Raw genomic sequence first — 24,273 nt, 5'->3', positions numbered from 1 at the left:
AGACGAGTCGGAGGACTCAGTGGAGGTGTCGGCGAGAAAGGGAACACCGGCTGCGCTGCGCGGCTGCTCCTGAGAGCCGGGGTACGGCGCGGACCATGGTGGCAGAGGGGAGGGGCGAGTCGGTGCCGGTACACGGTGCTCCACCGCCGCACGTCTTCCCAACCGTCTGACGGCATACGGCACTTGGCGCTCCGAGTGCGGTTGATCACAGCGTTGGCGGGAGCGCCGCCTCTCCGGCGCTTCCCGTGCCGCACGTCACAGCGGGTGGCGGCGAAGGAAGCGCAGAAAAGGGCCCGTCGCCGTGGCGACGGGCCCTGGGGACGGGAGTGGGTGTCAGTCGCGCTTGCCGCGGCCCGTCAGCGCGTCCCGCAGGCGGTCGACCAGGCCGGCCCCCGGTGCCAGCAGTTTGTTGGCCGGAGGCTTGTCCGGTGCGGACGGGTGTGGCCGGGTCGGCGCCACCTTCTTGGCCATGCGCACCTTGTCGCCCAGTTCGTCGAGCATGTCGGCGGGGCATGCCGCGCGCAGCCCGGGGAAGAGGTTCTCCTCCTCGTCGGCCACGTGCGAGCGGATCTCGTTCATCAGCATGCCGATGAGCCGGTCGAACTCGGGATCGTCCGCGTCGCAGTCCTCCAGATCCTTCATGATCTGCTCGGCCCTGGAGTGGTCCTCGATCTCCTTGTCGGCCATCGCGTCCCCGCCTGGCACGTGCTCCCGCACCGCCGGATAGAGGTAGGCCTCCTCGGCCACCGAGTGCCGTACCAGCTCCATGGTGGCCTGGTCGGCGTAGACCTTGCGGTCCTTGTCGCCGGACGGAAGCGCCGCGATCCGGCCGAAGATGTCCTCGACCTCCCGATGATCGGTCACCAGTTCGTCGATGACGTTTCCTTCATGTCCCATGCCCTTCACCTCCAGCCAGGCGGTGGCGGCTCCGGGGCGGACCCGCCAGGACCCCGAGTGCCCCGGGCCGTGCGTCCTACGCCGTCACAGACTCGTCAGGATCTGCGGCGACGCTCTTTGATCAGTACCTGGGCTCTTCCGGCATCGGCAACGTCAGCGGGCGCGTGCCCGCCATCCACCCCTTCGTGGCGATCACGGATCCGGAGGGCTCCGACCACACACCCGAGTTCACCGCGCCGTGAGTCGCCGGGGCGCCGCCGTCAGCCGGTGCCGGTGGCGGGGTCACTGTCAGTGTGCAGCTGGTACACGTTGAACGCCCGCCGGATGACCGGCTGGGCCACGTTCCGCACCCGTACGCCACCCGCCGTCATCCCGTGCTCCGAGCCCATGTGGGCATGGCCGTGGACGGACAGGTCGGCACCCGCCATGTCGATCGCCTCGGCCAGCAGATAGCTGCCGAGGAACGGATAGATCTCCGGCGGCTCACCGGCGAGGGTGTCGGCGACGGGGGAGAAGTGGGTGAGGGCGATCCGTACCGCGCAGTCGTCCTGGTCCAGCTCCTCCAGAGCGATGCGCAGCCCGTCCGCGCTGCGCCGGGTGTAGCGGACGAACTCCTTCATCAGCGGCTCGCCGAACTCCCCGGCGCTGCGCCCGACGAAACCGCCGCCGAAGCCCTTGGTACCGGCGATGCCGACCCGCGTTCCGCCGCACTCCACGACCGTCCCCTCGCCCTCCAGCACCACCACGTCCGCATCCTGGAGGATGCCGGTGACCTTCTCGGGCTGCTCGTCGTGGTGGTCGTGGTTGCCGAGCACCGCCACGACCGGCACCGACAGCCCCCGTACCTCCTGGGCCACCACTCGCGCCTCCTCCGGCGTGCCGTGGCGGGTGAGGTCGCCGGCCAGCAGCAGCAGATCGGCACAGTCGTGCAGGGTCTCGAAGGCGGGCCGCAGCAGACCCTGGGTGTCGTGCCCCATGTGGATGTCCCCCACGGCTGCGACGCGGATCATGGCAGGTCCTCCGCATGGTCGGGGGAGGCGTTGTCCGCCACCACGACATCGGTGTGCACGGCGAGCCCGGCCAGCGCCTCGTGGACGGTCCGCAGCAGCGTCTCGCGGCACTGCTCCGAGGGGACCGTGCCGGTCACCACGACCGCCCCGGCCCGCACCTCGGCCCGTACGCCCAGCTCGCCGAGTTCCTCCGCTGCGAGCCGGTCGCGCAGGTGGGCGACACGGTATTCGACGTTCTCGGCCGCGGCGGCCTCGCCGGCTTTGCCCGCGTGGTCCGCGACGGGCTCGGTCATCACTGCTCCTCCTTCGGCCTCGGCGGAATGACCTCCAGCCGCTCCAGGAAGTAGAAGAACGCGTCGGGCATCGGGGCGTCCCCACAGGCCTGGCGTACGGCGTCCCAGTCGACCTTCTCCCGCAGCGTGCGGGCGATGGGCAGCACCGCCCCGAAGTCGCAGTGGTGCTCGGAGAAGGCCGCCACGAGGCTGTGCACCAGGTCGGTCGGCGACAGCACCGGCATGAAGACCGAGTCGACCGACAGCTCCTCGGCCCGCGCCAGCAGTTCCGTCGTAACCGGCTGGTGGGCCAGTTCGAAGATCAGGTCGACCTGCTGTCCGAGGCAGTTGGCCTTCAGCAGCCAGTCCTCCGGCGGCGCGTACACCGGCAGGCCGGCCTCTCGGAGCGTCTCGGCGACGGCCTCCGCGTCCTCGGGGCGGAAGCAGAAGTCGACGTCGTGCTGGAGGTTCTGGGTGCCGCCGTGGGCGTACACGGCGACGCTGCCGGCGAGGGCGAAGGCGTGACCCTCCCGTTTCAGGATCGAGGCGACCTGCTTGGTGGCCTGCAGGATGGCCTGGTTGCGGTCCAGGGGCAGATCCTCCGCGAGTGCCTCGTTCTGGGGGACGAGCTGGGGATCTCCCGAGGCCAGACGGAGCTCCGCGACGCCGGCGTGCTGGCCGAGTGCGTGGTCATCGGCGTGCTGCGTCACCGCTGCCCCCTTTCCTGGTCGGCCCGTCGTCCGGTCCGTTTCAGAGGTCCCTGGTCGAAGGGCTGTGACGGAGGCCCGAGTACCCGGTGCTCCGGCTTCGACACGAACGCCGTACGGAAGGCGGGGAGCATCACTTTCCCGCTGATTTCCGGGCACTCGGTCCTCATGGGCCTGCTCTCGGACGAGGCCGCCGCGGACCTGGCCCACTGGGTCACTGCCCGGGTCACCGACACGGGCTTCAACGAGGGGGAGGGTCCGCACGTCGAGGGCCCCGTCCGGATCACTCCCGCGGACAAGGAAACGGTCCACCGCTGGCTGACGGCGCAGGGGCACACCATCTGACGTGCCCCTGCGCGGCGCATTGTGCGCCCACCCTGTCGGCCAGGCCGGTCGGTCAGGCCGGTCGGTCAGGCCGGTCGGTCAGGCGGGCAGCCTGGCCCGCAGGTGTCCGGCCGCGGCGGCGGGCCGTGCGGTGGCGTGGACCGAGCGGCGTACCAGGTTCGCCTCGCGCCGCAGGTCATGGGCGGTGTGCCGGCCGCGCCACCACAAGGAGGGGTGACCGGCGGTGTCGTCGGCCGCGATGAGCAGCCCGCCGAGCATCGAGAGGTTCTTCAGGAAATGGATGCGTTGCTCGGCCCGCTCCTGAGGATCCTCGGCCTCCCAGAAGCGGTGTCCGGCCATCGTGGTGGGGACGAGCGTGGCGGCGATGGCCAGGGCCGCCACCCGGGGAACCCGGCCGATGCCGAGCAGGACGCCCGCCGCGACCTGTACGGCGCCGTTGAGACGTACGAGTTGTTCGGTGCGGTCCGGCAGGACGTCGACGCGTTCGGTGACCGGTTGTGCGACGGGTTCGGCCGCGGGCGCCACCGCTTCGGGCTCGCGCAGCGAGCTGAGGCCGCCGGAGACGAACATGGAGGCGAGCATGGGGCGACCGACCAAGCGCAAGAGACTCATGACCCTCTCCAGAATGTGGGTGCCTGCTGCCGTCTCCGGGTTCCCGACGGAGACGGGCTCATTCGACACCGACACGCCGTTGTAGAGACGACGCCGTTGTCGTACGGCGGGCCGCCGCGGCCTCGAAGAACCACGTCATCCTCGGCTCCACCGCGAACCGGAAGACGCGGCGCACCCCAGAGGTGCACAGCAAGGTCACCACCACGGCTGCCACGACCGAGACGGCGGTCACCCCGAGCGGACCGTGCACCCACGCGTGGTCGTACACATGCAAGGGCTTGACGCCCTGGACGACGAAGCCGTGCAGCAGGTAGCCGTACAGCGTGCCCGCGCCGAGCGCCGTGAACCACATGCGGCGTCGGGGCACCAGGGCGAGGAAACAGATCACCAGGACCGTGGAGCAGCCGAAGACCGCGAGCGTCATCACGGGCCCGGCCCACACCGGCGCCCCGATCTCCTCGGCGCTGTCGCGGTGGTAGAACCAGGCGGGGCTCATGTACGGGCGCGACCAGTAGGCGACGACGAAGGCCGACACGAGGACCGGCACGGCCAGGAAGCGCACGGCGCGATGCCGCACCAGCTGAAAGTGCTCCGGTTTCAGACACAGACCCAGCACGAAGTACGGCAGGAACTGCAGAGCCCGCTGCAGATCCAGGTCCTCGCCGATGGCCGGCGACATGGTGGCCAGCATCGCGACACCCAGCGCGAGCGGCAGCGGCCCTCGCACGATCCGCCACAACGGGGTGGTCAGCCGCCAGATGAACAACGCCGCCAGGAACCACGTCAGATACAGCGGTTCGAGCACGCTGATCGGCCGGTCCGGCACGTGGTCGCTCCACCTCGTGAACAGGGTGTAGGCGACCTCGAAGATCACATACGGCAGGGCCACGCCGGTCACCAGGCGCTGGATGCGCCTCGGGGCAGCGTCGAAGCCGCGGGAGAAATAGCCGGCGATGATGATGAACGCCGGCATGTGGAAGGCGTACACCGTCGTGTAGAGCGCGGTGACGACTTTGCTGTCGTCGCGCAACGGCTCCCAGGCGTGCCCGACCGCCACCAGCACGATGGCCAGGTACTTCGCGTTGTCGAAGAACGCGTCCCGGTTGCCTGCCGGTTCGAGGCCGCCCGCCTCCTTGGCCGGCTCGGCGTGTCTGGCGCGTTCACTCGTCGAGGGATCACTCTGCGGCATCCCGGTCGGCTGACCGATTCCGCGCCGCGCAAACGTGTGTCGTTTCTCGCGCCGGGCACGGAACCCGTCTCCCCTGCGACTTGGTCACGAGCAGTGCCGTACCTCACATGCGCGGCCAGTCGTCCCGCCCGGCCAGATCGAGGGCGAGGGCCGCGATGTTCCGGGGCGTTTGCGCAGGCCGTGCGCTTCGGTGAAGACCGCCTTGGCGTTGCTGCGGCTCCGGCCGAAGGGGTACGGCGTGCCCGTGGCCCGGCACTGCCGGACTCTCGCTGACCGCGCCCCGGGGGCGGGAAGCCGGGCCGGCAGGTGGCTTCGACGTCCACGACGTTCAGCACCTCGTTTGCCGTGCTCACAGCGCCGCAACGGCAGGACGGACGCGGTCGGCGGCACCCGGGCCCGTAAGAGACTCCTGTGAATTTCCGAGTCGTTTGAACACCCGAGGCTCCTCCTCCGTATGGGGCGGGGGATTTCCACGCTCGGACGGCCGACACGCGCAGGAGTACTTTCGTGGGACGCAACAGACGCAGACGCCCGACAGGCACACAACGTGCGACCTTCGCCGCAGTGGCACTGATGCTGGGCGGTGGGGGGCTGGTGGCGGCCAATGTGTACGCCTCGGCAACCGAAGGCGACCCGGGCGGCGGCGTGTCGGCCCAGCAGTCCGGCGACGCGGAGTCCGGCCGCTCTGCGGGAGCCGCCACGATCGACTGCCCGGACGTCGGCGCCGAGTTGACGGAAGTGCCGGAGGGGACGAGGGCGGACGTCGACAAGGAGCTCGCGCTCCTCGACCAGCAGATAGCCGACGCGTACGGGCAGTTGCGGGATCCGGCACGCGCGGCGCAGGGCGACTCCGGTGCCGTCGGCAGCGAGATCATCGATCCGCTGAAGGAGGAACGGGCCGCGACGATCGAGCGCATCGCCGCCGCCATCGACCGGGTGGGAGAGCGCCCGGAGGGTCTCGACACCTTGGCGGCCTGCGAACTCCGCCCGACCGGCGACCAGGTCGACGCGGCCAACGGCGACCGGGCCGAGGACGCCAACAGTGGCCGGGACGAGGCGGGCAACGCCGACGGCGGTCAGGAGCAGCAGCAGGGCAACGGCCCCGTCGCCGCCGACTACGCCGACATCAAAACCGCCCCGGTCACCGGTCAGAGCCCCGCTCCCCGGGCGGACGCGTCGCGCGGCACCTTCGTCACCGACTGCGGCGTCAACGAGAACGGCCTGTTCAACTCGGACAATGTGATCGTCGCCCCCGGTGTCACCAACGGAGCCCACCACTTCCACGACTACGTCGGCAACCAGGCCAACAACGCCTTCTCCGACGACGAGGAGTTGGCGAACGGCGACACGAGTTGCCAGGACAAGGGAGACAAGTCCTCCTACTACTGGCCCGTGCTGCGGCTGCAGAACGGCACCCAGGAGCAGGACGCCAACGCCCCCGGCGGCGGCATCGAGGGCAACATCGGCGAGATCGTGACGCCCAAGGCGGTCACCCTCACCTTCGTCGGCAGCCCGCAGAGCAAGGTCACGGCCATGCCCCGGCTGCTGCGCATCATCACCGGTGACGCCAAGGCGTTCGTCAACGGAACCGCCAACGCCAACGCGTCCTGGAGCTGCACCGGCTTCGAGGACCGGCAGTTGAAGGACAGGTACCCGCTCTGCCCGCAGGGCAGCGACGTGGTGCGCACCTTCAAGTTCCAGAGCTGCTGGGACGGACGCAACGCCGACAGCGCCAACCACCGCACGCACGTGGCGTTCGCGCAGGCCGACGGCTCCTGCCCGGAGGGCTTCAAGGCCATCCCGCAGCTGGTCCAGCGCATCGTCTACGACGTCGACGCGCCGAGCCTGAAGGACGGCGGGCGGACGACTCCGCTGTTCGCCGTCGACGCCTTCCCCGAGCAGCTGCACAAGCCCGTCACCGACCACGGTGACTTCATCAACATCTTCGACGAGTCCCTCATGCGGGACATGGTCGACTGCATCAACGACGGCCGCCGGTGCGGCGTGGGCGCGGACGAGGGCTCCGGCAACGGCTCCGGCGAGGAGCAGCCGGAGCAGCCCCAGGAGCAGCCGAAGCCGACCCCGGACGCCCCGGGCGGCGGAAACGACGGCGACAAGCCCGGCGGTGACGAGAAGCCCGGCGGTTCCGGTTCCGCGGACAAGCCGACCGCGGCCCCCTCGACCAGCGCACCGGCCCCGGCGAAGCCGGACGGCGGCGCACCCACCGCACCCGACGCCGACGAACCCAAGGCCGACGCCACGCCCACGCCCGCACAGAGCGCCGCCGGGACGTCGCCCGAGGCCTGGACAAGGGACCAGGCCGACGGCCCGGCGGACGAGTCCAGCAGCCCGTCGGCCACAGCCGCCGCCGCGGAGTCTCCCGCCGGTTCGCAGACCGAACCGCAGGCGACCGGAGGCGGGCTCGCCGACACGGGGACCCAGCTGTGGCCGGCCGCCGCCGGGGCGATCCTCCTGATCTCCGGTTTCGTACTGCTCCGGCGCACCAGGCGCGGTACCCGGTGAGGCCGACCCGGTCGGCGTACGGCCGACCGCTCGACGCGCGGAACGGCGGCACCCTGCCTACGATCACTTCACGTGGGACACGTATTCGACGAGCTCGTGGAAAAGCAGCGGGCAGCGGACCAGGCGCACAACCGCGTCGACGAGCTGCGCCACACCTACGGGCCGCCCGCCGCCCACAAGTGGACCAAGCAGCAGACCGTCACGTACGAGACCGCGGTGCGCGCCTGGCGTGACCTCGACCGTGACGTCCAGTCCGCGGTGACGGAGTACTCGAAGGAACGGGGCCGGCCACGGCGGGAGGTACAGGCGGACGTGCAGACGGCCGTGGGGCGTGCCAAGCGGAAGTAGAGCTGGAGCAGGGGCCTGCTGCCCGACAGGGCGGTGGGCCCCTGCTTGTTGCCGTACTGGCAACTTCCTTTGCCCCCGGCCCTGTCCCGACGGAGGCTTCCTGGCAAGGGGAGGTACGAGCTTTCCACTCGACCCAACCCCTTGACCACCAGCCGTGTTCCGTCCGGGAGGGCGCCATGACCCATATCCATCCGACCCAGGCCGCCGAGTTCTGGGAGGCCCGCTACCAGGGCGTCGAGCGCATCTGGAGCGGCCGCCCCAATCCGCTGCTGGTGCGCGAGGTCAGCGGCCTCAGGCCCGGCACGGCACTCGACCTGGGGTGCGGCGAGGGGGCGGACGCGGTGTGGCTGGCGTCGCAAGGCTGGCGGGTCACGGCAGCCGACATCTCGCGTACGGCCCTGGAGCGCGCGGCCGGTCACGCCGCCGAGGCCGGAGTGAGCGACCGTATCTCGTGGGAGCGGCACGAACTCGGCGTGACGTTTCCGGAGGGCTCGTTCGACCTGGTCAGCGCTCAGTTCCTGCAGTCCCCGGTGCCCTGGGACCAGGATGGAGCCCTACGACGGGCTGCCGCGGCTGTGGCGCAGGGCGGCACGCTGCTGATCGTCATGCACGCCGGATGGCCGTCGTGGCAGGACGAACCACCCTTCGACGCCGAGTTCCCCACGCTGGAGGGCACGCTGGCGGCACTCGCGCTGCCGGAGGAGAGCTGGAGCGTGGAAACGCTGGACACGGTCCGCAAGCAGAGCGTTTCGCCGGAGGGGGTCGACGGCTTCCGCGACGACAACGTGTGGCGGATCCGGCGTACTGGCGCCTGAGCGGCCGGCAGCCAGGGGTCACCCGTCCGGCCGCCCGAAACCACCCCGGCCGTCAGCCCCGCTCCGCCAACACCTCGCCCACCACCTCGCGCGCAACCTCCAGCGCCGCCTCCCGGTCCTCCGGCACCAGCCCGATGCGGGTGCGCCGGTCGAGAAGGTCGTCCGCGTCGAGCGCCCCCTCGTGGCGTACCGCCCACAGGAGTTCGGCGCGGGTGACCGGAAGTCCCGGCAGTACGGGTTCGCCGAGGCGGGGGTCACGGGCGGCGAGCGCGTGGACGGCCGGTGCCTCGGTGCCGTAGCGGCGGATCAGGCGGTCCGGGGTCCGCAGGGCGCCGAGGACGTGGGGCGGTGCGGCGCCGACGAGCGGGAGCGAGGCGGTGGGGGACGGGCCGGCGGCGAGTCGGCGGGCGGTGACCGCCGCGTCGACGGCGTCCTCGGCCATGCGCCGATAGGTGGTGAGCTTGCCGCCGACCACGGTGATCACACCGTCCGGTGAGGTGAGCACCGCGTGCCGGCGGGAGATGTCGGCGGTCCTGGCCGCCGTACCGTCGGGCGTCGTGTCCAGCAGGGGGCGCAGCCCGGCGAACGCGCCGACGACGTCGCCGCGGTGGACGGGGACGTCCAGGACGCAGCCGAGGACGTCGAGCAGGAAGCCGATGTCCGTCTCGGGCGCCTCGGGCACATCCGGGACGTCGCCCTCGACGGGTTCGTCGGTGAGCCCGACGTAGACCCGGCCGTCACCCTGGGGCAGGACGAGGACGAAACGGTTGCTCTCCCCGGGGACCGGGATGTGCAGTCCCGTGGGCAGCGGTCCGAGGTGCTCCGAGCGCAGCACGAGGTGGGTGCCGCGCGACGGCCGTATCCGGATGCCGTCGACCAGGTCGCCCGCCCACACGCCGGAGGCGTTGACCACCGTGCGAGCCCGGATGTGCCCTTCCCGGCCGGTGAGCTCGTCGCGTATCCGGGCGCCGGATCCGGTGAGCTCCAGGGCCCGGACGCGGGTCAGGATACGGGCGCCGCGGGCGGCGGCGGTGCGGGCGAGCGCGGTCACCAGGCGGGCGTCGTCGGTGAGCCGGCCGTCCCAGGACAGCAGGCCGCCGCGCAGGCCGTCGGCGCGCAGCACCGGGGCCAGGTGTCGGGTCTCCACCGCGGACAGCCTGCGCGGCGCGGGCAGGGTGGCCCGGGCCGTACGGGCGGTCAGCCGCAGGGCGTCACCGGCGCGGAAGCCGGCCCGGGCCAGGGCGGCCTGGCCTCGGGAGACCAGGGGAGTGAGGGGAAGTACGAACGGCTGGGCGCGGACCAGGTGGGGTGCGGTGCGCTCCATCAGCACGCCGCGCTCGACCGCGCTCTCGTGAGCCACGTCGAACTGGGCGGAGGCGAGGTAGCGCAGCCCGCCGTGGATGAGCTTGGAACTCCAGCGGGACGTGCCGAAGGCCAGGTCGTGGGCGTCGACGGCGACGACCGTCAGACCACGGGCGGCCGCGTCCAGCGCGGCTCCGGCACCGGTCGCGCCGAGGCCGACGACCAGGACGTCCACGACGGGTCCGTCGACAGTGTCGGTCAGTTCACGCGAACGTCGTACGGCGGACAGGGAGGACCGGTTCACGGCGTCAGGGTCCTCTCCAGGATGGTCCGCAGTTCCGCGAGGAACGCCTCGGAGGTCAGCCCGGCGTCGTCCTCGTCGGTCATGGTCCGCAGGGACAAGGTGAAGGACTGCACGATCAGCAGCAGGGACCGGGCCTGTCGTTCGGTGTGGTCGACACGTACCGATCCGTCGGCGTGGCCCGCCCGCAGGTCCTCCGCCAGCAGCCCCAACAGCGCGTCCTGGCTGGCTCCGCGCCGGTCCAGTACGTAGGGCAGGAGCAGCTCCGGATCGACGTCGACGATCTTGCGGAAGAGGGGATGGGCGCGGAAGCCGTCCACGCCGGCCACCAGCCCGTCGACGATGAGGCTCCGCGCGTCCACCCCGGGACGGCGCTCGGGCCTGGCCCGCTTGGCCACGCCGACCCACTCGCGGGTCATGAGATCGCCGACCAGGGTCCGCACATCGGGCCAGCGCCGGTACAGCGTCATCCGGGAGACACCCGCGCGGCGGGCCACGTCGGTCAGCGTGGTGCGGCGGACCCCCACGGCCAGGACGCAGTCGCGCACCGCGTCCAGCACCGCGTCGTCCGAGTGGTTGTGACGAATAGGCGTCATGTGTCACAGTGTAACGCCTCATGGGGCAGCCAGGAACGGCATCGCGACAATCGGTGAGGACGACAGCCATGGACATGCTGTGGAGCGGCTGGGGCGACCCGGCCAAGGCCCAGCCGTTGCCGGACTCGGTGGTCGGGCTGTTGCGCGAGTTGCTCGGAGTCAAGCCGCGCGGCGCGGAACCGGTCGCCCTGGAGGACATCCCCGTACCCCCGTCACCGCTGGACCCGGCCGCACATCGCGCCCTCCTCAGCGCCGTCGACGGCGAGGACCACGTGCGCACCGACGCCGAGACGCGGATCCGGCACACCCGCGGCAAGTCCACCCCCGACCTGCTCCGGATGCGCAGCGGCGACGCCGCCGACCTTCCGGCGGCCGTCGTCCTCCCGGCGAGCCACGACGAGGTGCTCACCGTCCTGCGGACGTGCGCCGAACACGGCCTGGGACTCGTCCCGTTCGGCGGCGGCACCTCCGTGGTCGGCGGCCTCGCCCCGGAGCGGCGGGGCACCTTCGTCGCCCTCGACCTGCGCCGCATGGACCGCCTGATCGCCCTCGACCCGGTCTCCCGCACCGCCACCCTGCAACCCGGACTGCGCGCCCCACAGGCCGAGGCGCTCCTGGCCGAACACGGCTTCACCCTCGGCCACTTCCCGCAGTCCTACGAGTGGGGCACCATCGGCGGATTCGCGGCCACCCGCTCCAGCGGGCAGGCCTCCGCCGGCTACGGCCGCTTCGACGAGATGGTGCTGGGACTCACCCTCGCCACACCCGAGGGCACCCTCGACACCGGCCGTGCCCCGCGCTCGGCGGCCGGCCCCGACCTGCGCCAGCTCGTGCTCGGCTCCGAAGGGGCGTTCGGCGTGATCACGTCCGTGACCGTCCGGATCCGCCCCGTCCCGCAGGTCCGCGGCTACGAAGGCTGGCGCTTCGCCTCCTTCGAGGCGGGCGCCGCCGCGCTGCGCCGGCTCGCCCAGGACGGACCCCGGCCGACCGTCCTGCGGCTGTCCGACGAGACCGAGACGCTGATCGGCCTCGCCCAGCCCGACGCCATCGGCTCCGTGGACGCGCAGCGGGCCGCCGGATGCACGGCGATCGCCGGCTTCGAGGGAACGGAGGAGGACACCGCGTACCGCCGGGACCGGGCCGCGGCCGTGCTGCGCGACTGCGGCGGGACCCCTCTGGGAGAGGAGCCGGGACAGCGCTGGGCCCAAGGCCGCTACTCCGCCCCCTACCTGCGCGACTCCCTGCTCGACGCCGGGGCGTTCGCCGAGACGCTGGAGACGGCGACCTTCTGGTCCCGGATCCCCGAGCTGTACGCCTCCGTCCGCGACGCGCTGACCGCCACGCTCACCGGCGCCGGCACCCCGCCCCTGGTCATGTGCCACATCTCCCACGTCTACGAGAACGGCGCCTCGCTGTACTTCACGGTGGTCTGCGCCCAGGGCGACGACGCCCTGGCGCACTGGACACGGGCCAAGCACGCCGCGGGCGAGGCGATCCTCGCCGCGGGCGGCACGATCAGCCACCACCACGGCGTCGGCACCGACCACCGGGACTGGTACGTCCGGGAAGCGGGCCCTCTCGGCGTCGAGGCCCTGCGCGCCGTCAAACGACGACTGGACCCGGCCGGGCTGCTCAACCCCGGTGTCCTGCTGCCCACGGACTGAACTCTCACCCCTGCCCGCGGTACGACCCACCCCCCCCGCCCGCCCCGGAGGCACACCCATGCGACAGTTCACCGCCGTCGTCAACCCCACCGCGGGCGGATCCACCGGAGCCGCGGCGCTGCTCGGCGTGGCGCGCCTGCTGCGGGAGGCCGGCGCCGAAATCGAGACCGAGTACAGCCGCAGCCTGCCCCACGCCCAGGAGCTGGCCCGGCACGCCGGGGAGCGGGGACGGGTGGTACTCGCCGTCGGCGGTGACGGCATCACCGGGGGCGTCGGCGGAGCCCTCAGCGGCACCGGCACGCTGTTCGGCATCGTCCCCGCGGGCCGTGGCAACGACTTCGCCCGGGCACTCGGACTGCCCACCGACCCGGCCGACCTGGCCCGCATCCTGCTCCACAACGAACCGAGCCCGGTCGACACCATCGAGCTCCACTCGGCCGGGCACGACGGCACGGTCGTCCTCGGCAGCGTGTACGCCGGTGTCGACGCGGTCGCCAACCGCCACGCCAACAGCGCCAAGCTCCTGCGCGGCACCGCCTCGTACTACGCGGGCGGACTGCGGGCCGTCACCACCTGGCGTCCGGTGCGCTACCGGGTCACCGTCGACGGGGTGGAACACCCGCACACCGGCTACACGGTGGTGGCCGCCAACTCCCGCTTCTACGGGTCGGGTCGCGTCATCGCCCCCGACGCCCGCATGGACGACGGCCTCCTGGACGTCGTGATGATCGCCGAGGCACCGCGCCGGCTGTTCTTCGCCCTGATGAACGAACTCAGGACCGGCGCCCACGTCCACCGGCCCCAAGTGCGCATCCTGCGTGGCAGGGAGATCCGCATCGAGGCCGACCGCGCGGTGCCCTACGGTGCCGACGGCGAGGTCGAGGCCGTCCTCCCCGTCACCGCCAAGGTGCTGCCCGGAGCGCTCAGCGTGCTGCACTGACGCACAGGCTCTGTGTGGGCTGGTGACAAAGGAACCCGAGGGGTCTGCGTTCCTGTGAGCACCGCCTGAGCGGGCGGTCGTCCCCGCCCTACCGTCCGGCTATGAACACGAGTCGCAGCAGAGTAAGAACGTGGCGATGCGCCGCGCTGGCGGCGCTGCTGACCGCGGGCGGGCTCACGGCCGCCGCCCCGGAAGCGCAGGCCCGGGGCGAACGCACGGAAACGCCCGTCGCGTCGACGTCCCCGGTCGACGAGGTGACCGAGTCGGTGGTGCGCGTGAAGGTGCCGCTGCCGGCGTCCTTCGGGGCGCGTCCGGAGGCGTGCGACTGGCTGTCGTATCTGCGCTACCGCTCCTCCGACGGGCCGGACGCGTCGGCCGACGCCGACCGGATCCTCGTAGCCCAGCCGGGCATCCTGGAGGGCGCCGGGGCGTTCGACAGCGTCGCCCGCAACACCGTGGCCCGGGCCGCCGAACAGGGCAGCCACATCGAGTTCTGGGCCCTGGACCGGCGCTCCAACTGCCTGGAGGACCGCACCGGAATCGCCTCCGGCGACCAGCACACAGCCGTCGACTACTACTACCGGGGCAAGCAGGTCGCCGGCCGGACCTTCGGCGGCTTCGTCGGCAACGGCCGGCTGGGCTGGATGGCCAAGCTCGGCATCGAACAGACCGTCCGCGACGAATACGACCTGCTCACCGCCGAGTTGCCTGACCAGGGGCTGCGCAAGCAGAAGGTGCTGTGCGGCGGACACTCCCTGGGCGGCGTGATCACCGGGTACTTCGCGACCGCCGACTTCGACGGCGACCGCACCACCACCGCGGACGCCGGACACCGCCAGTGCGCCGGCTACTTCGCCCTCGACACCACCGTCTCCACCTCCCTGGCCGACCTGAGCGGCAGCATCCCGGACGACACCAACCTGCCGGACATCGGCCTCGGTTACGCCGCCGTGCAGACCGGCCTCGACACCGGAGTGCTGCCGCGCTCCCTGTCCGCGCCGGTCCTGCTCAACCCCGAGACCATGACCCTGCTCGCCATCGCCGGCCTGGGCACCCTCCAGGACGCCGACGGCGAGGCCGACCTGCCCCGCTACCTTCCCTCCAACGTCAACATCGAGGCCACCAACCGCTTCCTGTTCTCCAAGGACACCGCCACGTTCCTCACCGGCTCACCCGGTGTGAAGGACTTCCGGCTCACCAACGCGGCCGTACTCGGAGCCCTGATGGACGACCACTCCGTACCGCTGGCGTTCCTGCAGACCAGCGTGGGCTTCTTCGACGGCGGACCGGTCGCCGACAAGAACTTCCCCGTGGCCAACGGCAGCGATCAGCAGCCGGGGCTGTTCGGCACCGAGTACAAGGCCATCCCCGACCGACCCCAGGGACCGCTGTACACCTGGCGCGATTACGACCGTGTCGGCGACCCCGACGATCCGGGGTACCGGTCGGCCGACGGCACTCCGTTCACCTCGGCCGGAAAGGAGGTCACCGACATCCGGGAGCTGGCCCGCAGCCTGGCCGAGCAGCCGCTGGACTTCACCGAGCAGTACTTCCCGACCAAGCTGGTCACCGACCTCCAGCTCGCCACCTCACCCCAGGTGAAGCGGCTCGTCGTCCACCCCGAGGGCATCGAGGCCAACCCGGCCCTCACGGTGCTCGCGGGCGACGGGCTGCTCGCGGGCCGCGTCCCGCCCGACCTGAACCCCGTGGTCGCCGACGGCTACCAGCACCTCGACGTACTGACCGCGGCGCCCGTCCAGAACAACGGCAGGCCCGAGCCCGTGTCCACCAACCTCGCCCGGTTCGCGCAGTCACCCTAATAGCCGTTCCCACACGGCTGTGGGCCCGGGAGGAGATCCTCCCGGGCCCACAGCCCTTGTACGACTCAGACCTTGCCCGCGGCGAAGGCGGCCGCCGCGTCGGCGTCGTCCCGGTAGCTGAGGTGCGCTCCCGTGTCACCGCCGCCGCTCTCGCAGACGGGGTCGCCCTCGGCGCAGATGTCCATGGTGCGGCTCTGGTAGGTGCCGGTGACGCTCTTGCCGAGAGCACGGATCGGGTTGCCGAACAGCAGCACCGCTGCGACCTTCGGTTCGAGTGCGGCGGGGATGGTGGCCACGATGGGGCTGCCGACCACCGCGCCCGCGCTGCTGATGCCGATCGAATTGTCGACGACATTCGCGCCCTGCGAATAACCCACCAGAATGAAACGCTGATTCGGGCAGGCCGCTGCCTGGCTATTGACGTGGTTCACCAGGTCCCTGTTGCCCTGCGCGGCCGAGGTCAGGGAAAGGTCCGCAGGGTAATTCACCTTGTAGCTGGAGAGGGTTTTGCCGGTGATTTTCTTCTGCAGCGCCGAATACACCGGGTCGCCGACTATGAAGCCGAGCGTGCCCGGCTCGAAGGTGCCACGAGCCGCCACGACGTTGATGTCCGTGCAGGGAGCGGCCGTTGCCGTGGGTGCCGAGAGAGTGGCCAGTCCGGCCCCGCCGGCCAATGAGAGCGCGGCGAGGCACAAGCGGATACGCATGGGGAATCCTCCGCGTGCGGGGCGCGTGATGCGCCTGCGAAATGGAACGGTCCCGAACGTATTCGCTTTCCCGCCGGAGTGATATGCAGAGGATTATGGAATTCTCTCGGATTTTTGCGCCCGTATGAGCATGAGCTCAGGAAGTGATTTCAGGTGTCGCCCGCCCCTTGCTCCCGCAATGCCTCGGCACGCAGCGCGAGGACGAGATCCAGGCGGGCGTCCGGGTCGTGCAGCGCGTCACCGAAGAGCTTCTCCAGCTGCCGGAGCCGATAGCGGACCGTCTGCGGGTGGATGTGCAGCCGGGCGGCGACGTCGGGGACGTTGCTGCCGCTGAGCAGCCAGGCCAGCAGCGTCTCGGCGAGCCGGGGACGCTGGCCCGCCGAGACCGAGTCGAGCGGGCCCAGGACGCGCGCCTGCAACTGGCCGAGCAGCGCTTCGTCGCCGTACAGCAGCAGCGTCGAGAGATGGTCGGCACACCGCACCACGCCCTGCCGGGGGAGGACCCCACGGCCCATCAGCCCCAGCGCCCGGGTGGCCCAGTGCAGCGACCGCGCGGCCTCGGCGAGCGGGACCGTCGGCCCGATCGCGGCCGGCCGGCCGCGCAGCGCGAGGGCGAACGCCCGGCCGCCGAAACGTCCGGAGCCGTCCGGATCGGGCACCAGCATGCGCGGCGGCCGTGACTCCATGTCCACCAGCGCGCCCGCCGCGGCCAGCGGCCGGTCCTCCTCTCGCTGGTCCGGGCCGGCCGCGAGCGCGACGACGGCGACCTGTCGCGGCACCGACCAGCGCGCTCCGTGCGCCAGGTCGTGCACGGCCTCCACGGACACCGGTCCCTCGCCCAGCAACAGATCGAGCAGCCGCCTGCGGCGCCGCTCCAGCTCGTCCGTGCTGCGCAGCCGGGCCTCCGCGTACCCGGCCGCCGCGGCCTCCGCGACCTCGTGCACCGTCCGGAACGCGAGCTCGCCCAGCGCGGCCACGACCGCCGAGTCCAGCCCGAGTTCCTCCGCCGTGCGGCCCATCAGCCGCCAGGCGTGCAGCCCGCCGATGCGCAGCGCAGACTGCAGCGCGTCCAGACCGCGGCCCTCCAGCGCCTCGCCGCGCCCCAGTTCGTAGTACGTCGCGAAGATCGCCTCGCCCCGGCCGCGCGGGTCGGCGATGTGGTCCACGAACAAGGTCAGCGCCTGCACGACCCCGGCTCTGAGGTTCCTGCCGTAGGTCCCGTCGGTCGGCCGGGCGTACTCCGGCACCTGCCGGCGGACCTCCTGCTCCACCTCGTCGGCGACGGTCTCGAGCTGGGCGTACAGCAGTTCGGCGAGATCGAGTGGCAGCGGTACGGCTCCGGGGTCGGCCGGCACGCCGTGCGGGGTGGGCACAGCCATCACGGACACTCCTTTCACCCGGAAACGGCTCACCCGCGGGCTGTTTCCCGTGGGGCGCACGGGGCGTCCTGGGTTTGACGGACGTCCCCCGCGCTCCGTTCCGTGCCCCGACGGCTCCGACTTCACTCGGGCAGCCCGAGAGCACGGGCGAGCATCGGCCACGATGCCGCGAACTCCGGCTGCCAGTACGCCCAGTCGTGTCCTCCTCCCTGGTAGAAGTGCGCGGTGACCGGGACGCCGAGGCGGCGCAGCGTGGCGGCGAAGCCCTGGGCGGAGGGCCACAGGGCGCTCTCCAGCACACCGGGCAGCGGATCACCGCCGCCGCCCCCCAGTCCGCTGCCGTTCGAGACGTACAGGGAGGTGCCGCGCAGCCCCTCGGCGCGGGCGCGCGGGTTGTGCTCGCGCCAGGTGAGCAGGTTCAGGACCGGATGGCCCCACAGGGAGGCCGGCGACAGGTTCTCGCGGGCCACGATGGCGTCCATGATGGCCGGGACGCCGGGCGCGGTGGTGTCGAGGATGCCGCTGTAGGAGGCCGCGGCGGTGAACGCGCCGGGGTGCCGGGCCGCGTGCGCCATGGCCCCGTAGCCTCCGGTGGAGACACCGGCGACGGCCCGCACCCCGGAGGCCCGGTAGTCCCGGCGGAGCAACGCCGGGACTTCCTCCAACTGGAAGGTCTCGTAGTCGGGACCGTCGCGCCAGGCGGTCGGGATGCCCGTGGGTCCCGCGTCCGGCATGGCCACGATCAGGTCGCGGCCCTCGGTGAAGGCCTCGATGTCCGTCTCCCGGGTCCAGGACGTGTAGTCGTCGTGGGCGCCGTGCAGCAGGTACAGCACGGGGTAGCTCCGACCCGGCTGCGTGCCGAAACCCGACGGCAGGATCAGCCGCACCGGCGCGCTGCGACCGAGCGCGGCGGAGGACACGGACAGGTCCAGCGTGCGCGGGCCGAGCCGGGTCGCGGCCCCGGCCCGGCCGGTGGCGGCCCCGGCGCCGAACAGGACGGCCAGACCGGCGACGGCCGCGGCCTTGGTGACGGTGCGCCGGGGGAGATCGGTGCTGCGGTGAGACATGGCGGCTCCTCGGTCTCGGTTCAGCGGGCCTGCTCGGTCAGCATCCGCCGCAGATGTACGGCGATCTCGTCGACGTGCGGCGGGTCGAGCAGCGACAGATGGTGCCCGGGCACCGGCACGACCTCCAGGCGCGGGCACACCTCGTCCCAGCCGAGCGCCTCGTCGTCCCGCTCGTACGCCGGGTCGCGCACGGTGTGCGGCGCGGGTTCGGCGGCCCGGAACAGCACCACCCGGCCGTCGTAGCCGCCCGGCGAGTGGGCCTCGCCGATCCGCATGTCCAGGTAGGAGGCGCGCTGATGCTCCAGCGCGGCGGGCGGCACCTCGGCGACCTCGCGCAGGGCGCGCAGCACGGCGTCGATACGGTCGCCGTCGTCGTCCATCGTCACCAGGTCGTCGTACGGCAGCTCCAGCCGGGCGCCGTAGGTGTCGGCGACGTGCCGGGCGAAGCCCGCGAAGTGGGCGCGGATCCGGTCGGCCCGCGTACGCCCGGGCTGCGGGAGGGGCCGTACGGAGTCGATGAGCGCTACCAGCTCCACGTCCCGCCCGGCGGCCGTCAGTTGTCGCGCGGTCTCCTGGGCGACGAAGCCGCCGAAGGACCAACCACCCAGCAGGCAGGGCCCGTCGGGGTGGACGGCGGCGACGGCCTCGGCGTAACGGCGGGCCTTTTCCGACACGGTCCGCGCCTCTTCCAGGCGCTCCAGCCCGTACACCGGCCGGTCGTCCCCCAGACGTTCCGCCAGCGCCCGGTAGACGTCGGTCGGCCCGCCGGCTGCGTGCACCAGGAAGAGCGGGGGCCGGGAGCCGGTGGCGCGCAGCGTCCGCAGCGGAGCGTTCGCGTCCGTGGTCCTCGCGGTGAGTGCCCGTTGGATGCCGGTGGCCGCGTCGGCGACGGTGGCCGCGCCGAGCAGGTCGCGCAGGGGCAGTTCGATCCCGAACTCGCGCTCCACGGCCGTACGGATGCGGACGGCCATGAGCGAGTCCAGGCCCAGATCGGCCGGCGCGGTGCCGGCGGTGATGCGGGTCGGCGGATGGCCGGTGACGGTGCTGATGTGGCGGCTCAGACGGGCGAGGACGGAGGTGGCATCCGCCGCCCGGTCCGTCGGGTCCGTCCGATCCGCCGGCCCGGTCCATCGGTCACCGGTCGCGGTGGCAGCACGGCCGTCCGTCCACCAGTGCCTGAGATGCCGCCAGCGCGGCGCGGGCAGGTCGATGACCCGGCCGGGCGGGAGGGGCAGACGCCCGCCTGCGGCGTACAGCGTGCCCAGCCGTTGGGCGAACGCGGCGGCTCCGTCCGCGTCGCGGCCCAGCGTGCCGACGGCGAGCGCGTCGGGGACGGTGTCGACGACGGCCCGTGTCAGGACCGGGTGGGGCGAGATCTCGACGAAGGCGGAGTGCCCGTCGGACGCGGCCGCGGCGATCGCCCGGTCCAGGCGCACGGGCCGCCGCAGGTTGGCGGCCCAGTGGGCGGCGTCGAACACGCAGTCGCCTCGCGGATCGTCCAGGACGGTGGAGTAGACGGGAACCTGCGGCGGTCGGCCCCGTATGCCGGACAGCGCCTCGGTCAGCTCCGGCAGCAGCGCGTCGACCTGCGGTGAGTGCCCGGCGCCGACCACCCGCATGGCTCGTGCGGCCCGGCCCTGTTCCGTCAGCCGTCGTACCAGCCGGTTCACCGCGGCCTCCTCGCCGGTGACGACCTTCTGCCGGGGCGAGGACTGGACGGCGACGTGCACCCCGGGGAAGTCCCGTGACAGGGCGTCCAGTTCGGCGTCCTCCAGGTCGACGACGGCCATCGCGCCACCGCTCAGCCCGCTCAGCAGCCGTGCCCGTACGGCGACGACACGGGCCGCGTCCGCCACGTCCAGGGCACCCGCGCACACCGCGGCGGCCACCTCGCCCATGGAATGACCGATCACGGCGGCGGGCTCCACACCATGGGCACGCCACAGCTCGGCGATCGCCAACTGCAGTCCGAACAGGACCGGTTGGGCGACCTCCAGGCGGTCGAGGGCGTCACCGGAGGCCAGATGGTCGTACAGGGACAGGCCGCACTCGGCGGCCAGCTGCGGGTCGAGCTTCTCCACGGCGGCGGCGAACACCGGCTCCTCGGCCAGCAGCCGCCGACCCATGCCGGCCCACTGGCTGCCGTACCCGGAGAAGACCCACACCGGACCGCGCCCCAGGAGATCGCGATCGCCCGTGACGACCCGCGCGTGCGGGCGCCGATTCGCCAACGCGGCCAATCCGTCCACGAGTTCGTCCCGGTCACGGGCCGTGATCGCGGCGCGCACGGGTCCCCGGCCGGTGCGCCCGGCGAGCGTGTGCGCCACGTCGGCGAGGCGGGCGGCGCTCCCCTCGGGGCTTCGGAGCCAGTCGGCGAGCCGCGCCGCGGTGTCGCGAAGGCGTTCGGCGTCGCGGTCGGAGAGCAGGTGCAGTCGGGCGGCAGGCTCCTCGGCGGCAGGGGGCGTGGGCGTCGCGGGTCGCCATTCCTCCAGTACCGCGTGGGCGTTGGTGCCGCCGAACCCGAAGCCGGAGACCCCGGCGACGGCCGTGCCGCCGTAGCGGGGCCACGGCTCGGCCTCGGTCACCATCCGCAGTCGTGCGTCACCCAGCGAGCTGCCGTCCGCGCAGTGCAGGGAGGGCGGGATGCGGTCGTGGTGGAGGGCGAGCACCGTCTTCACCAGGCCGGCGATGCCCGCGGCGGACTCCAGATGGCCGAGGTTGCCCTTGACGGAGCCCAGCAGCAGCGGCTGGTCGGGGTCGCGGCCCGGCCCGAGCACGGCGTCGAGCGCGCTCGCCTCGATCGGGTCGCCGAGCGGGGTGCCGGTGCCGTGCGCCTCCACGTAGTCCACGGACGCCGGAGCGAGTCCGGCCCGCGCGTATGAGGTCCGCAATACGGCCTGCTGGGCGGCCGGGTTGGGTGCCATCAGGCCGCCCGAGCGGCCGTCGGAGTTGACGGCGGTGGCGCGGACGACCGCCAGCACGCGGTCGCCGTCCCGCTCGGCGTCGGACAGCCGCTTCAGCAGCACGGCCGCGCACCCCTCGCCGCGGCCGATGCCGTCGGCCGCCGCCGAGAACGGCTTGCACCGCCCGTCCGGCGCGAGGGCTCCCGCCCGCTCGAACGCCATGGTGACGGTGGGGGAGAGCAGCAGGTTGACCCCGGCGGCGATCGCCGTGTCGCTCTCGCCCGTGCGCAGACTGACGCAAGCGTGGTGCATGGCGACCAGCGAGGAGGAACAGGCGGTGTCGACGGCCATGCTCGGCCCATGGGTGTCCAGGACGTACGCCAGGCGCCCGGCGGCGACACTGAGCGCGGCACCCGCCGGCGCCCATGGATCGACGGCGGCCGGATCGGCTCCGGTGAGCTGCCCGTACTCCGGGGCCGATATCCCCACGAAGACACCGGTGTTGGTGCCGGCCAGGGACGCGGCCGGCACGGCGGCGTGGTCGAGCGCCTCGTGGACGACCTCCAGGAGCATCCGCTGCTGAGGGTCCATCACCGCGGCCTCGCGCGGGCTGATGTGGAAGAAGTCCGCGTCGAACCCGGCGACGTCGTCGAGGTAACCGCCGCAGGAGGGCACGTCCGCCGGCGGGAACGCGGCGAAGTCTCTCCACCGGTCCTCGGGAACCCGCCGGACGGCGTCGACGCCCTCGCTCAACAGCCGCCAGTAGTCGGCCGGTCCGTGCACCCCGCCGGGCAGTCGGCAGCCGACGCCGATGACCGCGACCGGCTCGCCGGACGATGCCGGGGCGTTCGCCGCGGGAGAGGCGACGTCCTCCGCCCGGCGGCACAGACGGGCCACCAGCGCGTCCCCGGTCGGCGTCTCCCACAGCAGCGTCGGCGGCAGTTCGCGGCCGAGGGCGTGGGAGAGCTCCCCGGCCAGGGCGACCGCGTCCCGCGAGGACATGCCGAGGTCGGCGAGCGGCCGGTCCATCGGCACGGACTCGGGCGCCATGGCGTTCCAGGCGGCCACCCGCTCGACGATCAGGCGACGCAGCGCGGCCTCGTCGGCGGCCCTCATCCCGCGACCCTCGACGACTCGTCGGGCTGCGCGTAGGCGCCGTCGAGGTAGCGCTCACGCGTCAACGCCCGTGACACCTTGCCGCTGGAGGTGCGGGCCACGGTCCCCGGCGGCACGAGCACGACATCGGCCAGCCGCAACCCGTGCCGGGCGGAGACGGCCCTGCGCACCGCGCGCACCAGCTCCGCAACGTCGATCTCGGCCAGGTTCATGGACCGGGCGTGCTCGGCCACGACCACCACCCGCTCGCCCGCCGTACCGGGTACGGCGAAGGCGGCGAGCCGGTCGCGACGCACGGCCGGGTGCGCTTCCTGGGCCGTGGCCTCGACATCCTGCGGATAGTGGTTGCGCCCGTCGACGACGATCAGGTCCTTCAGCCGGCCGGTGACGACCAACTGCCCCTCCAGCACGGTCCCCAGGTCACCCGTGCGCAGCCACCGGCCCGGCCCGGCCGCGGCGTCGGCGAGCTCGGCGCCGAAGACGTGACGCGTGTCCCGGTCCCGATTCCGGTAGCCGCGCCCGACGTTGGGTCCCTGCACCCAGATCTCACCGACCTCCCCCTCCGACAGGACGGCCCGCGTCACCGGGTCGGTGATGCGCAGCCGCTGGCCCGCCGGAGTGCCGCAACCGGCGAGCAGCACGGCTCGCGGGTCGTCGGGGCGGGCGGGCAGCGCCTTACCGGCGGCGAGGGCGTCGCGGTCGAGCGCGAACCGGCGCAACGGCTCTCCCGGCCGGGCGGCGCTGACGAAGACGGTGGCCTCGGCGAGCCCGTACGACGGGCAGTGCGTCTCGGGAGCGAGGCGCCGGTCGGCGAAGGCGGCGTGGAAGCGGTCGACGGTGCCGGGGCGGACCGGCTCGCTGCCGTTGATCAGCGCGGCCACCCCGTCCAGCCGCAGCTCCGCCTTCTGCTCGACGGTGACGGCCAAGGCGCAGTAGTCGTAGGCGAAGTTGGGCGCGGCACTCACCGCGCGCGGATGCGCCGCGAGCAACCGCAGCCAGCGCACGGGCTGGTGCAGGAACGCGGCCGGGTCCATCAGCACCGACGGCAGCCCTCGTACGACGGGAGCGGCGACGCTCAGCACGAGCCCCATGTCGTGGTAGAGCGGCAGCCAGCCGACGCAGGTCACGGGGTGGGCGTCGGCGCCGTAGGCGGTCAGCGCCTGCCGGGCGTTGGCGACGACGTTGCCGTGGGTGATCTCCACGCCCGCCGGAGCCCGGGTGGAGCCGGAGGTGTACTGCAGGTAGGCGATGGCCTCCTCGTCCGGCGTGACCGGTCGCCAGTGCTCGGCGGCGGAGTCCGGGACCTCGTCGGCGGCGACGATCCGTACCGGGGTGCGGTCGCAGAAGTCCCGTACCTCCGCCCGGACGCGGCTCGTGGTCACCACGACCGCGGGCGTCGCGTCGGCCAGCACGCCCGCGAGCCGGTCGGCATGCCCGGGCAGATTCGGCGGATACAGCGGTACGGCGACCAGGCCGGCCGCCAGCGCCGCCAGGAACCCGGCGATGTACTCGGTGCCCTGCGGACACAACAGCGCCACCCGCGATCCGGGCTCGGCCTCCTCGGAGAGCCGGGCGGCCAGCGCCCGTACGCGCAGGTCCAGGCGCCGCCAGGTCAGGGTGCGGTGGACGCCGCGCGAGTGCGGCGCGGGGTGGTCGACGAAGGTGAACGCCCGGCGGTCGGGGGTGGTGTCGGCCCAGTGCCGCACATACTCCGGCAGGGTCCGGAACGCGGGCGCGAGCGGGGGGCGGCGGCTGTCCAT

At 72.6% G+C, this 24,273-nt stretch carries 20 protein-coding genes; 7 read left to right on the top strand and 13 right to left on the bottom strand.

All coding sequences use genetic code 11. The features are described from left to right. Window positions 1–333 precede the first annotated feature (333 nt). The 4 genes from ABT063_RS03520 to ABT063_RS03505 all read right to left on the bottom strand — a co-directional run bounded on the left by ABT063_RS03520 (window position 334) and on the right by ABT063_RS03505 (window position 2,889). Complete coding sequence (locus ABT063_RS03520; RefSeq protein WP_351055411.1) at window positions 334–897, bottom strand: hemerythrin domain-containing protein; 564 nt, start codon at window positions 895–897, stop codon at window positions 334–336. 260 nt (window positions 898–1,157) lie between these two features. Next, a complete protein-coding gene (locus ABT063_RS03515) occupies window positions 1,158–1,907 on the bottom strand; it encodes a metallophosphoesterase family protein (protein WP_351055410.1) in 750 nt (249 codons plus the stop codon). Beyond that, complete coding sequence (locus tag ABT063_RS03510) at window positions 1,904–2,200, bottom strand: BON domain-containing protein (protein ID WP_351055409.1); 297 nt, start codon at window positions 2,198–2,200, stop codon at window positions 1,904–1,906. The genes ABT063_RS03515 and ABT063_RS03510 overlap by 4 nt, the downstream gene beginning before the upstream one ends. Continuing rightward, a complete protein-coding gene (locus ABT063_RS03505; RefSeq protein ID WP_351055408.1) occupies window positions 2,200–2,889 on the bottom strand; it encodes a nucleotidyltransferase family protein in 690 nt (229 codons plus the stop codon). The genes ABT063_RS03510 and ABT063_RS03505 overlap by 1 nt, the downstream gene beginning before the upstream one ends. A 165-nt stretch (window positions 2,890–3,054) precedes the next feature. Between ABT063_RS03505 and ABT063_RS03500 the strand changes: the two genes are divergently transcribed. Beyond that, on the top strand, window positions 3,055–3,231 hold the full coding sequence (locus ABT063_RS03500; protein ID WP_351055407.1) for a hypothetical protein: 177 nt from the start codon (window positions 3,055–3,057) through the stop codon (window positions 3,229–3,231). A 78-nt stretch (window positions 3,232–3,309) separates the two neighbouring features. Here the strand turns inward: ABT063_RS03500 and ABT063_RS03495 are convergent, their stop codons facing one another. Beyond that, on the bottom strand, window positions 3,310–3,843 hold the full coding sequence (locus ABT063_RS03495) for a DoxX family protein (RefSeq protein WP_351055406.1): 534 nt from the start codon (window positions 3,841–3,843) through the stop codon (window positions 3,310–3,312). A 58-nt stretch (window positions 3,844–3,901) separates the two neighbouring features. Further along, the gene (locus ABT063_RS03490; RefSeq protein ID WP_351055405.1) at window positions 3,902–5,032 is read right to left on the bottom strand and encodes an acyltransferase family protein; all 1,131 of its coding nucleotides are present in this window, start codon (window positions 5,030–5,032) and stop codon (window positions 3,902–3,904) included. A 573-nt stretch (window positions 5,033–5,605) separates the two neighbouring features. Between ABT063_RS03490 and ABT063_RS03480 the strand changes: the two genes are divergently transcribed. The 3 genes from ABT063_RS03480 to ABT063_RS03470 all read left to right on the top strand — a co-directional run bounded on the left by ABT063_RS03480 (window position 5,606) and on the right by ABT063_RS03470 (window position 8,718). Next, the gene (locus ABT063_RS03480) at window positions 5,606–7,555 is read left to right on the top strand and encodes a DUF1996 domain-containing protein (protein ID WP_351055704.1); all 1,950 of its coding nucleotides are present in this window, start codon (window positions 5,606–5,608) and stop codon (window positions 7,553–7,555) included. 72 nt (window positions 7,556–7,627) lie between these two features. After that, the gene (locus ABT063_RS03475; RefSeq protein ID WP_351055404.1) at window positions 7,628–7,903 is read left to right on the top strand and encodes a hypothetical protein; all 276 of its coding nucleotides are present in this window, start codon (window positions 7,628–7,630) and stop codon (window positions 7,901–7,903) included. A 176-nt stretch (window positions 7,904–8,079) separates the two neighbouring features. Next, entirely contained in the window at window positions 8,080–8,718 is a 639-nt protein-coding gene (locus ABT063_RS03470) for an SAM-dependent methyltransferase (protein WP_351055403.1), read from the top strand. 52 nt (window positions 8,719–8,770) lie between these two features. Here ABT063_RS03470 and ABT063_RS03465 read toward each other — a convergent pair whose 3' ends face one another. Next, window positions 8,771–10,324, bottom strand: a complete 1,554-nt coding sequence (locus tag ABT063_RS03465; protein WP_351055402.1) for a glycerol-3-phosphate dehydrogenase/oxidase — start codon at window positions 10,322–10,324, stop codon at window positions 8,771–8,773. After that, on the bottom strand, window positions 10,321–10,917 hold the full coding sequence (locus ABT063_RS03460; RefSeq protein WP_351055401.1) for a TetR/AcrR family transcriptional regulator: 597 nt from the start codon (window positions 10,915–10,917) through the stop codon (window positions 10,321–10,323). Before ABT063_RS03460 ends, ABT063_RS03465 begins: the two co-directional genes overlap by 4 nt. A 68-nt stretch (window positions 10,918–10,985) precedes the next feature. Here ABT063_RS03460 and ABT063_RS03455 point away from each other — a divergent pair, with 68 nt between their 5' ends. The 3 genes from ABT063_RS03455 (at window position 10,986) to ABT063_RS03445 (ending at window position 15,341) form a co-directional block, all read left to right on the top strand. After that, window positions 10,986–12,581 (top strand): FAD-binding oxidoreductase, encoded by a 1,596-nt coding sequence (locus ABT063_RS03455; protein ID WP_351055400.1) that lies wholly within the window; start codon window positions 10,986–10,988, stop codon window positions 12,579–12,581. A gap of 58 nt (window positions 12,582–12,639) precedes the next feature. Further along, window positions 12,640–13,521, top strand: coding sequence for a YegS/Rv2252/BmrU family lipid kinase (locus ABT063_RS03450; RefSeq protein WP_351055399.1), 882 nt, complete (start codon window positions 12,640–12,642; stop codon window positions 13,519–13,521). A 101-nt stretch (window positions 13,522–13,622) separates the two neighbouring features. Continuing rightward, window positions 13,623–15,341 (top strand): hypothetical protein, encoded by a 1,719-nt coding sequence (locus ABT063_RS03445; RefSeq protein ID WP_351055398.1) that lies wholly within the window; start codon window positions 13,623–13,625, stop codon window positions 15,339–15,341. Window positions 15,342–15,406: 65 nt separating this feature from the next. Here the strand turns inward: ABT063_RS03445 and ABT063_RS03440 are convergent, their stop codons facing one another. The 5 genes from ABT063_RS03440 to ABT063_RS03420 form a co-directional block, all read right to left on the bottom strand. After that, window positions 15,407–16,048: a cutinase family protein gene (locus ABT063_RS03440; RefSeq protein WP_351055397.1), complete on the bottom strand. Its 642-nt coding sequence runs from the start codon at window positions 16,046–16,048 to the stop codon at window positions 15,407–15,409. 149 nt (window positions 16,049–16,197) lie between these two features. Beyond that, entirely contained in the window at window positions 16,198–17,427 is a 1,230-nt protein-coding gene (locus ABT063_RS03435) for a PucR family transcriptional regulator (protein WP_351055396.1), read from the bottom strand. A 122-nt stretch (window positions 17,428–17,549) separates the two neighbouring features. Next, window positions 17,550–18,494 carry an alpha/beta hydrolase gene (locus ABT063_RS03430; RefSeq protein ID WP_351055395.1) on the bottom strand — a complete coding sequence of 315 codons (945 nt, stop codon included), beginning with the start codon at window positions 18,492–18,494 and terminating at the stop codon, window positions 17,550–17,552. A gap of 20 nt (window positions 18,495–18,514) precedes the next feature. Beyond that, on the bottom strand, window positions 18,515–22,513 hold the full coding sequence (locus ABT063_RS03425) for an acyltransferase domain-containing protein (protein ID WP_351055394.1): 3,999 nt from the start codon (window positions 22,511–22,513) through the stop codon (window positions 18,515–18,517). Then, entirely contained in the window at window positions 22,510–24,273 is a 1,764-nt protein-coding gene (locus ABT063_RS03420; protein WP_351055393.1) for a fatty acyl-AMP ligase, read from the bottom strand. Before ABT063_RS03420 ends, ABT063_RS03425 begins: the two co-directional genes overlap by 4 nt.

This window comes from Streptomyces sp. NPDC002838 (assembly GCF_040295365.1).
Lineage (GTDB): Bacteria > Actinomycetota > Actinomycetes > Streptomycetales > Streptomycetaceae > Streptomyces.
Note: the sequence above shows the minus strand (reverse complement) of the source record. Positions and strands in the feature narration are given on the sequence as shown.

What these genes read in the sequence shown, in the direction of transcription:
- ABT063_RS03470 (WP_351055403.1), top strand. Translation starts at nt 8,080, where the DNA reads ATGACCCATATCCATCCGACCCAGGCCGCCGAGTTCTGGGAGGCCCGC.
- ABT063_RS03425 (WP_351055394.1), bottom strand. Translation starts at nt 22,513, where the DNA reads ATGAGGGCCGCCGACGAGGCCGCGCTGCGTCGCCTGATCGTCGAGCGG.
- ABT063_RS03435 (WP_351055396.1), bottom strand. Translation starts at nt 17,427, where the DNA reads ATGGCTGTGCCCACCCCGCACGGCGTGCCGGCCGACCCCGGAGCCGTA.
- ABT063_RS03515 (WP_351055410.1), bottom strand. Translation starts at nt 1,907, where the DNA reads ATGATCCGCGTCGCAGCCGTGGGGGACATCCACATGGGGCACGACACC.
- ABT063_RS03480 (WP_351055704.1), top strand. Translation starts at nt 5,606, where the DNA reads ATGCTGGGCGGTGGGGGGCTGGTGGCGGCCAATGTGTACGCCTCGGCA.
- ABT063_RS03430 (WP_351055395.1), bottom strand. Translation starts at nt 18,494, where the DNA reads ATGTCTCACCGCAGCACCGATCTCCCCCGGCGCACCGTCACCAAGGCC.
- ABT063_RS03520 (WP_351055411.1), bottom strand. Translation starts at nt 897, where the DNA reads ATGGGACATGAAGGAAACGTCATCGACGAACTGGTGACCGATCATCGG.
- ABT063_RS03460 (WP_351055401.1), bottom strand. Translation starts at nt 10,917, where the DNA reads ATGACGCCTATTCGTCACAACCACTCGGACGACGCGGTGCTGGACGCG.
- ABT063_RS03490 (WP_351055405.1), bottom strand. Translation starts at nt 5,032, where the DNA reads ATGCCGCAGAGTGATCCCTCGACGAGTGAACGCGCCAGACACGCCGAG.
- ABT063_RS03440 (WP_351055397.1), bottom strand. Translation starts at nt 16,048, where the DNA reads ATGCGTATCCGCTTGTGCCTCGCCGCGCTCTCATTGGCCGGCGGGGCC.
- ABT063_RS03420 (WP_351055393.1), bottom strand. Translation starts at nt 24,273, where the DNA reads ATGGACAGCCGCCGCCCCCCGCTCGCGCCCGCGTTCCGGACCCTGCCG.
- ABT063_RS03500 (WP_351055407.1), top strand. Translation starts at nt 3,055, where the DNA reads ATGGGCCTGCTCTCGGACGAGGCCGCCGCGGACCTGGCCCACTGGGTC.
- ABT063_RS03495 (WP_351055406.1), bottom strand. Translation starts at nt 3,843, where the DNA reads ATGAGTCTCTTGCGCTTGGTCGGTCGCCCCATGCTCGCCTCCATGTTC.
- ABT063_RS03445 (WP_351055398.1), top strand. Translation starts at nt 13,623, where the DNA reads ATGAACACGAGTCGCAGCAGAGTAAGAACGTGGCGATGCGCCGCGCTG.
- ABT063_RS03450 (WP_351055399.1), top strand. Translation starts at nt 12,640, where the DNA reads ATGCGACAGTTCACCGCCGTCGTCAACCCCACCGCGGGCGGATCCACC.
- ABT063_RS03510 (WP_351055409.1), bottom strand. Translation starts at nt 2,200, where the DNA reads ATGACCGAGCCCGTCGCGGACCACGCGGGCAAAGCCGGCGAGGCCGCC.
- ABT063_RS03455 (WP_351055400.1), top strand. Translation starts at nt 10,986, where the DNA reads ATGGACATGCTGTGGAGCGGCTGGGGCGACCCGGCCAAGGCCCAGCCG.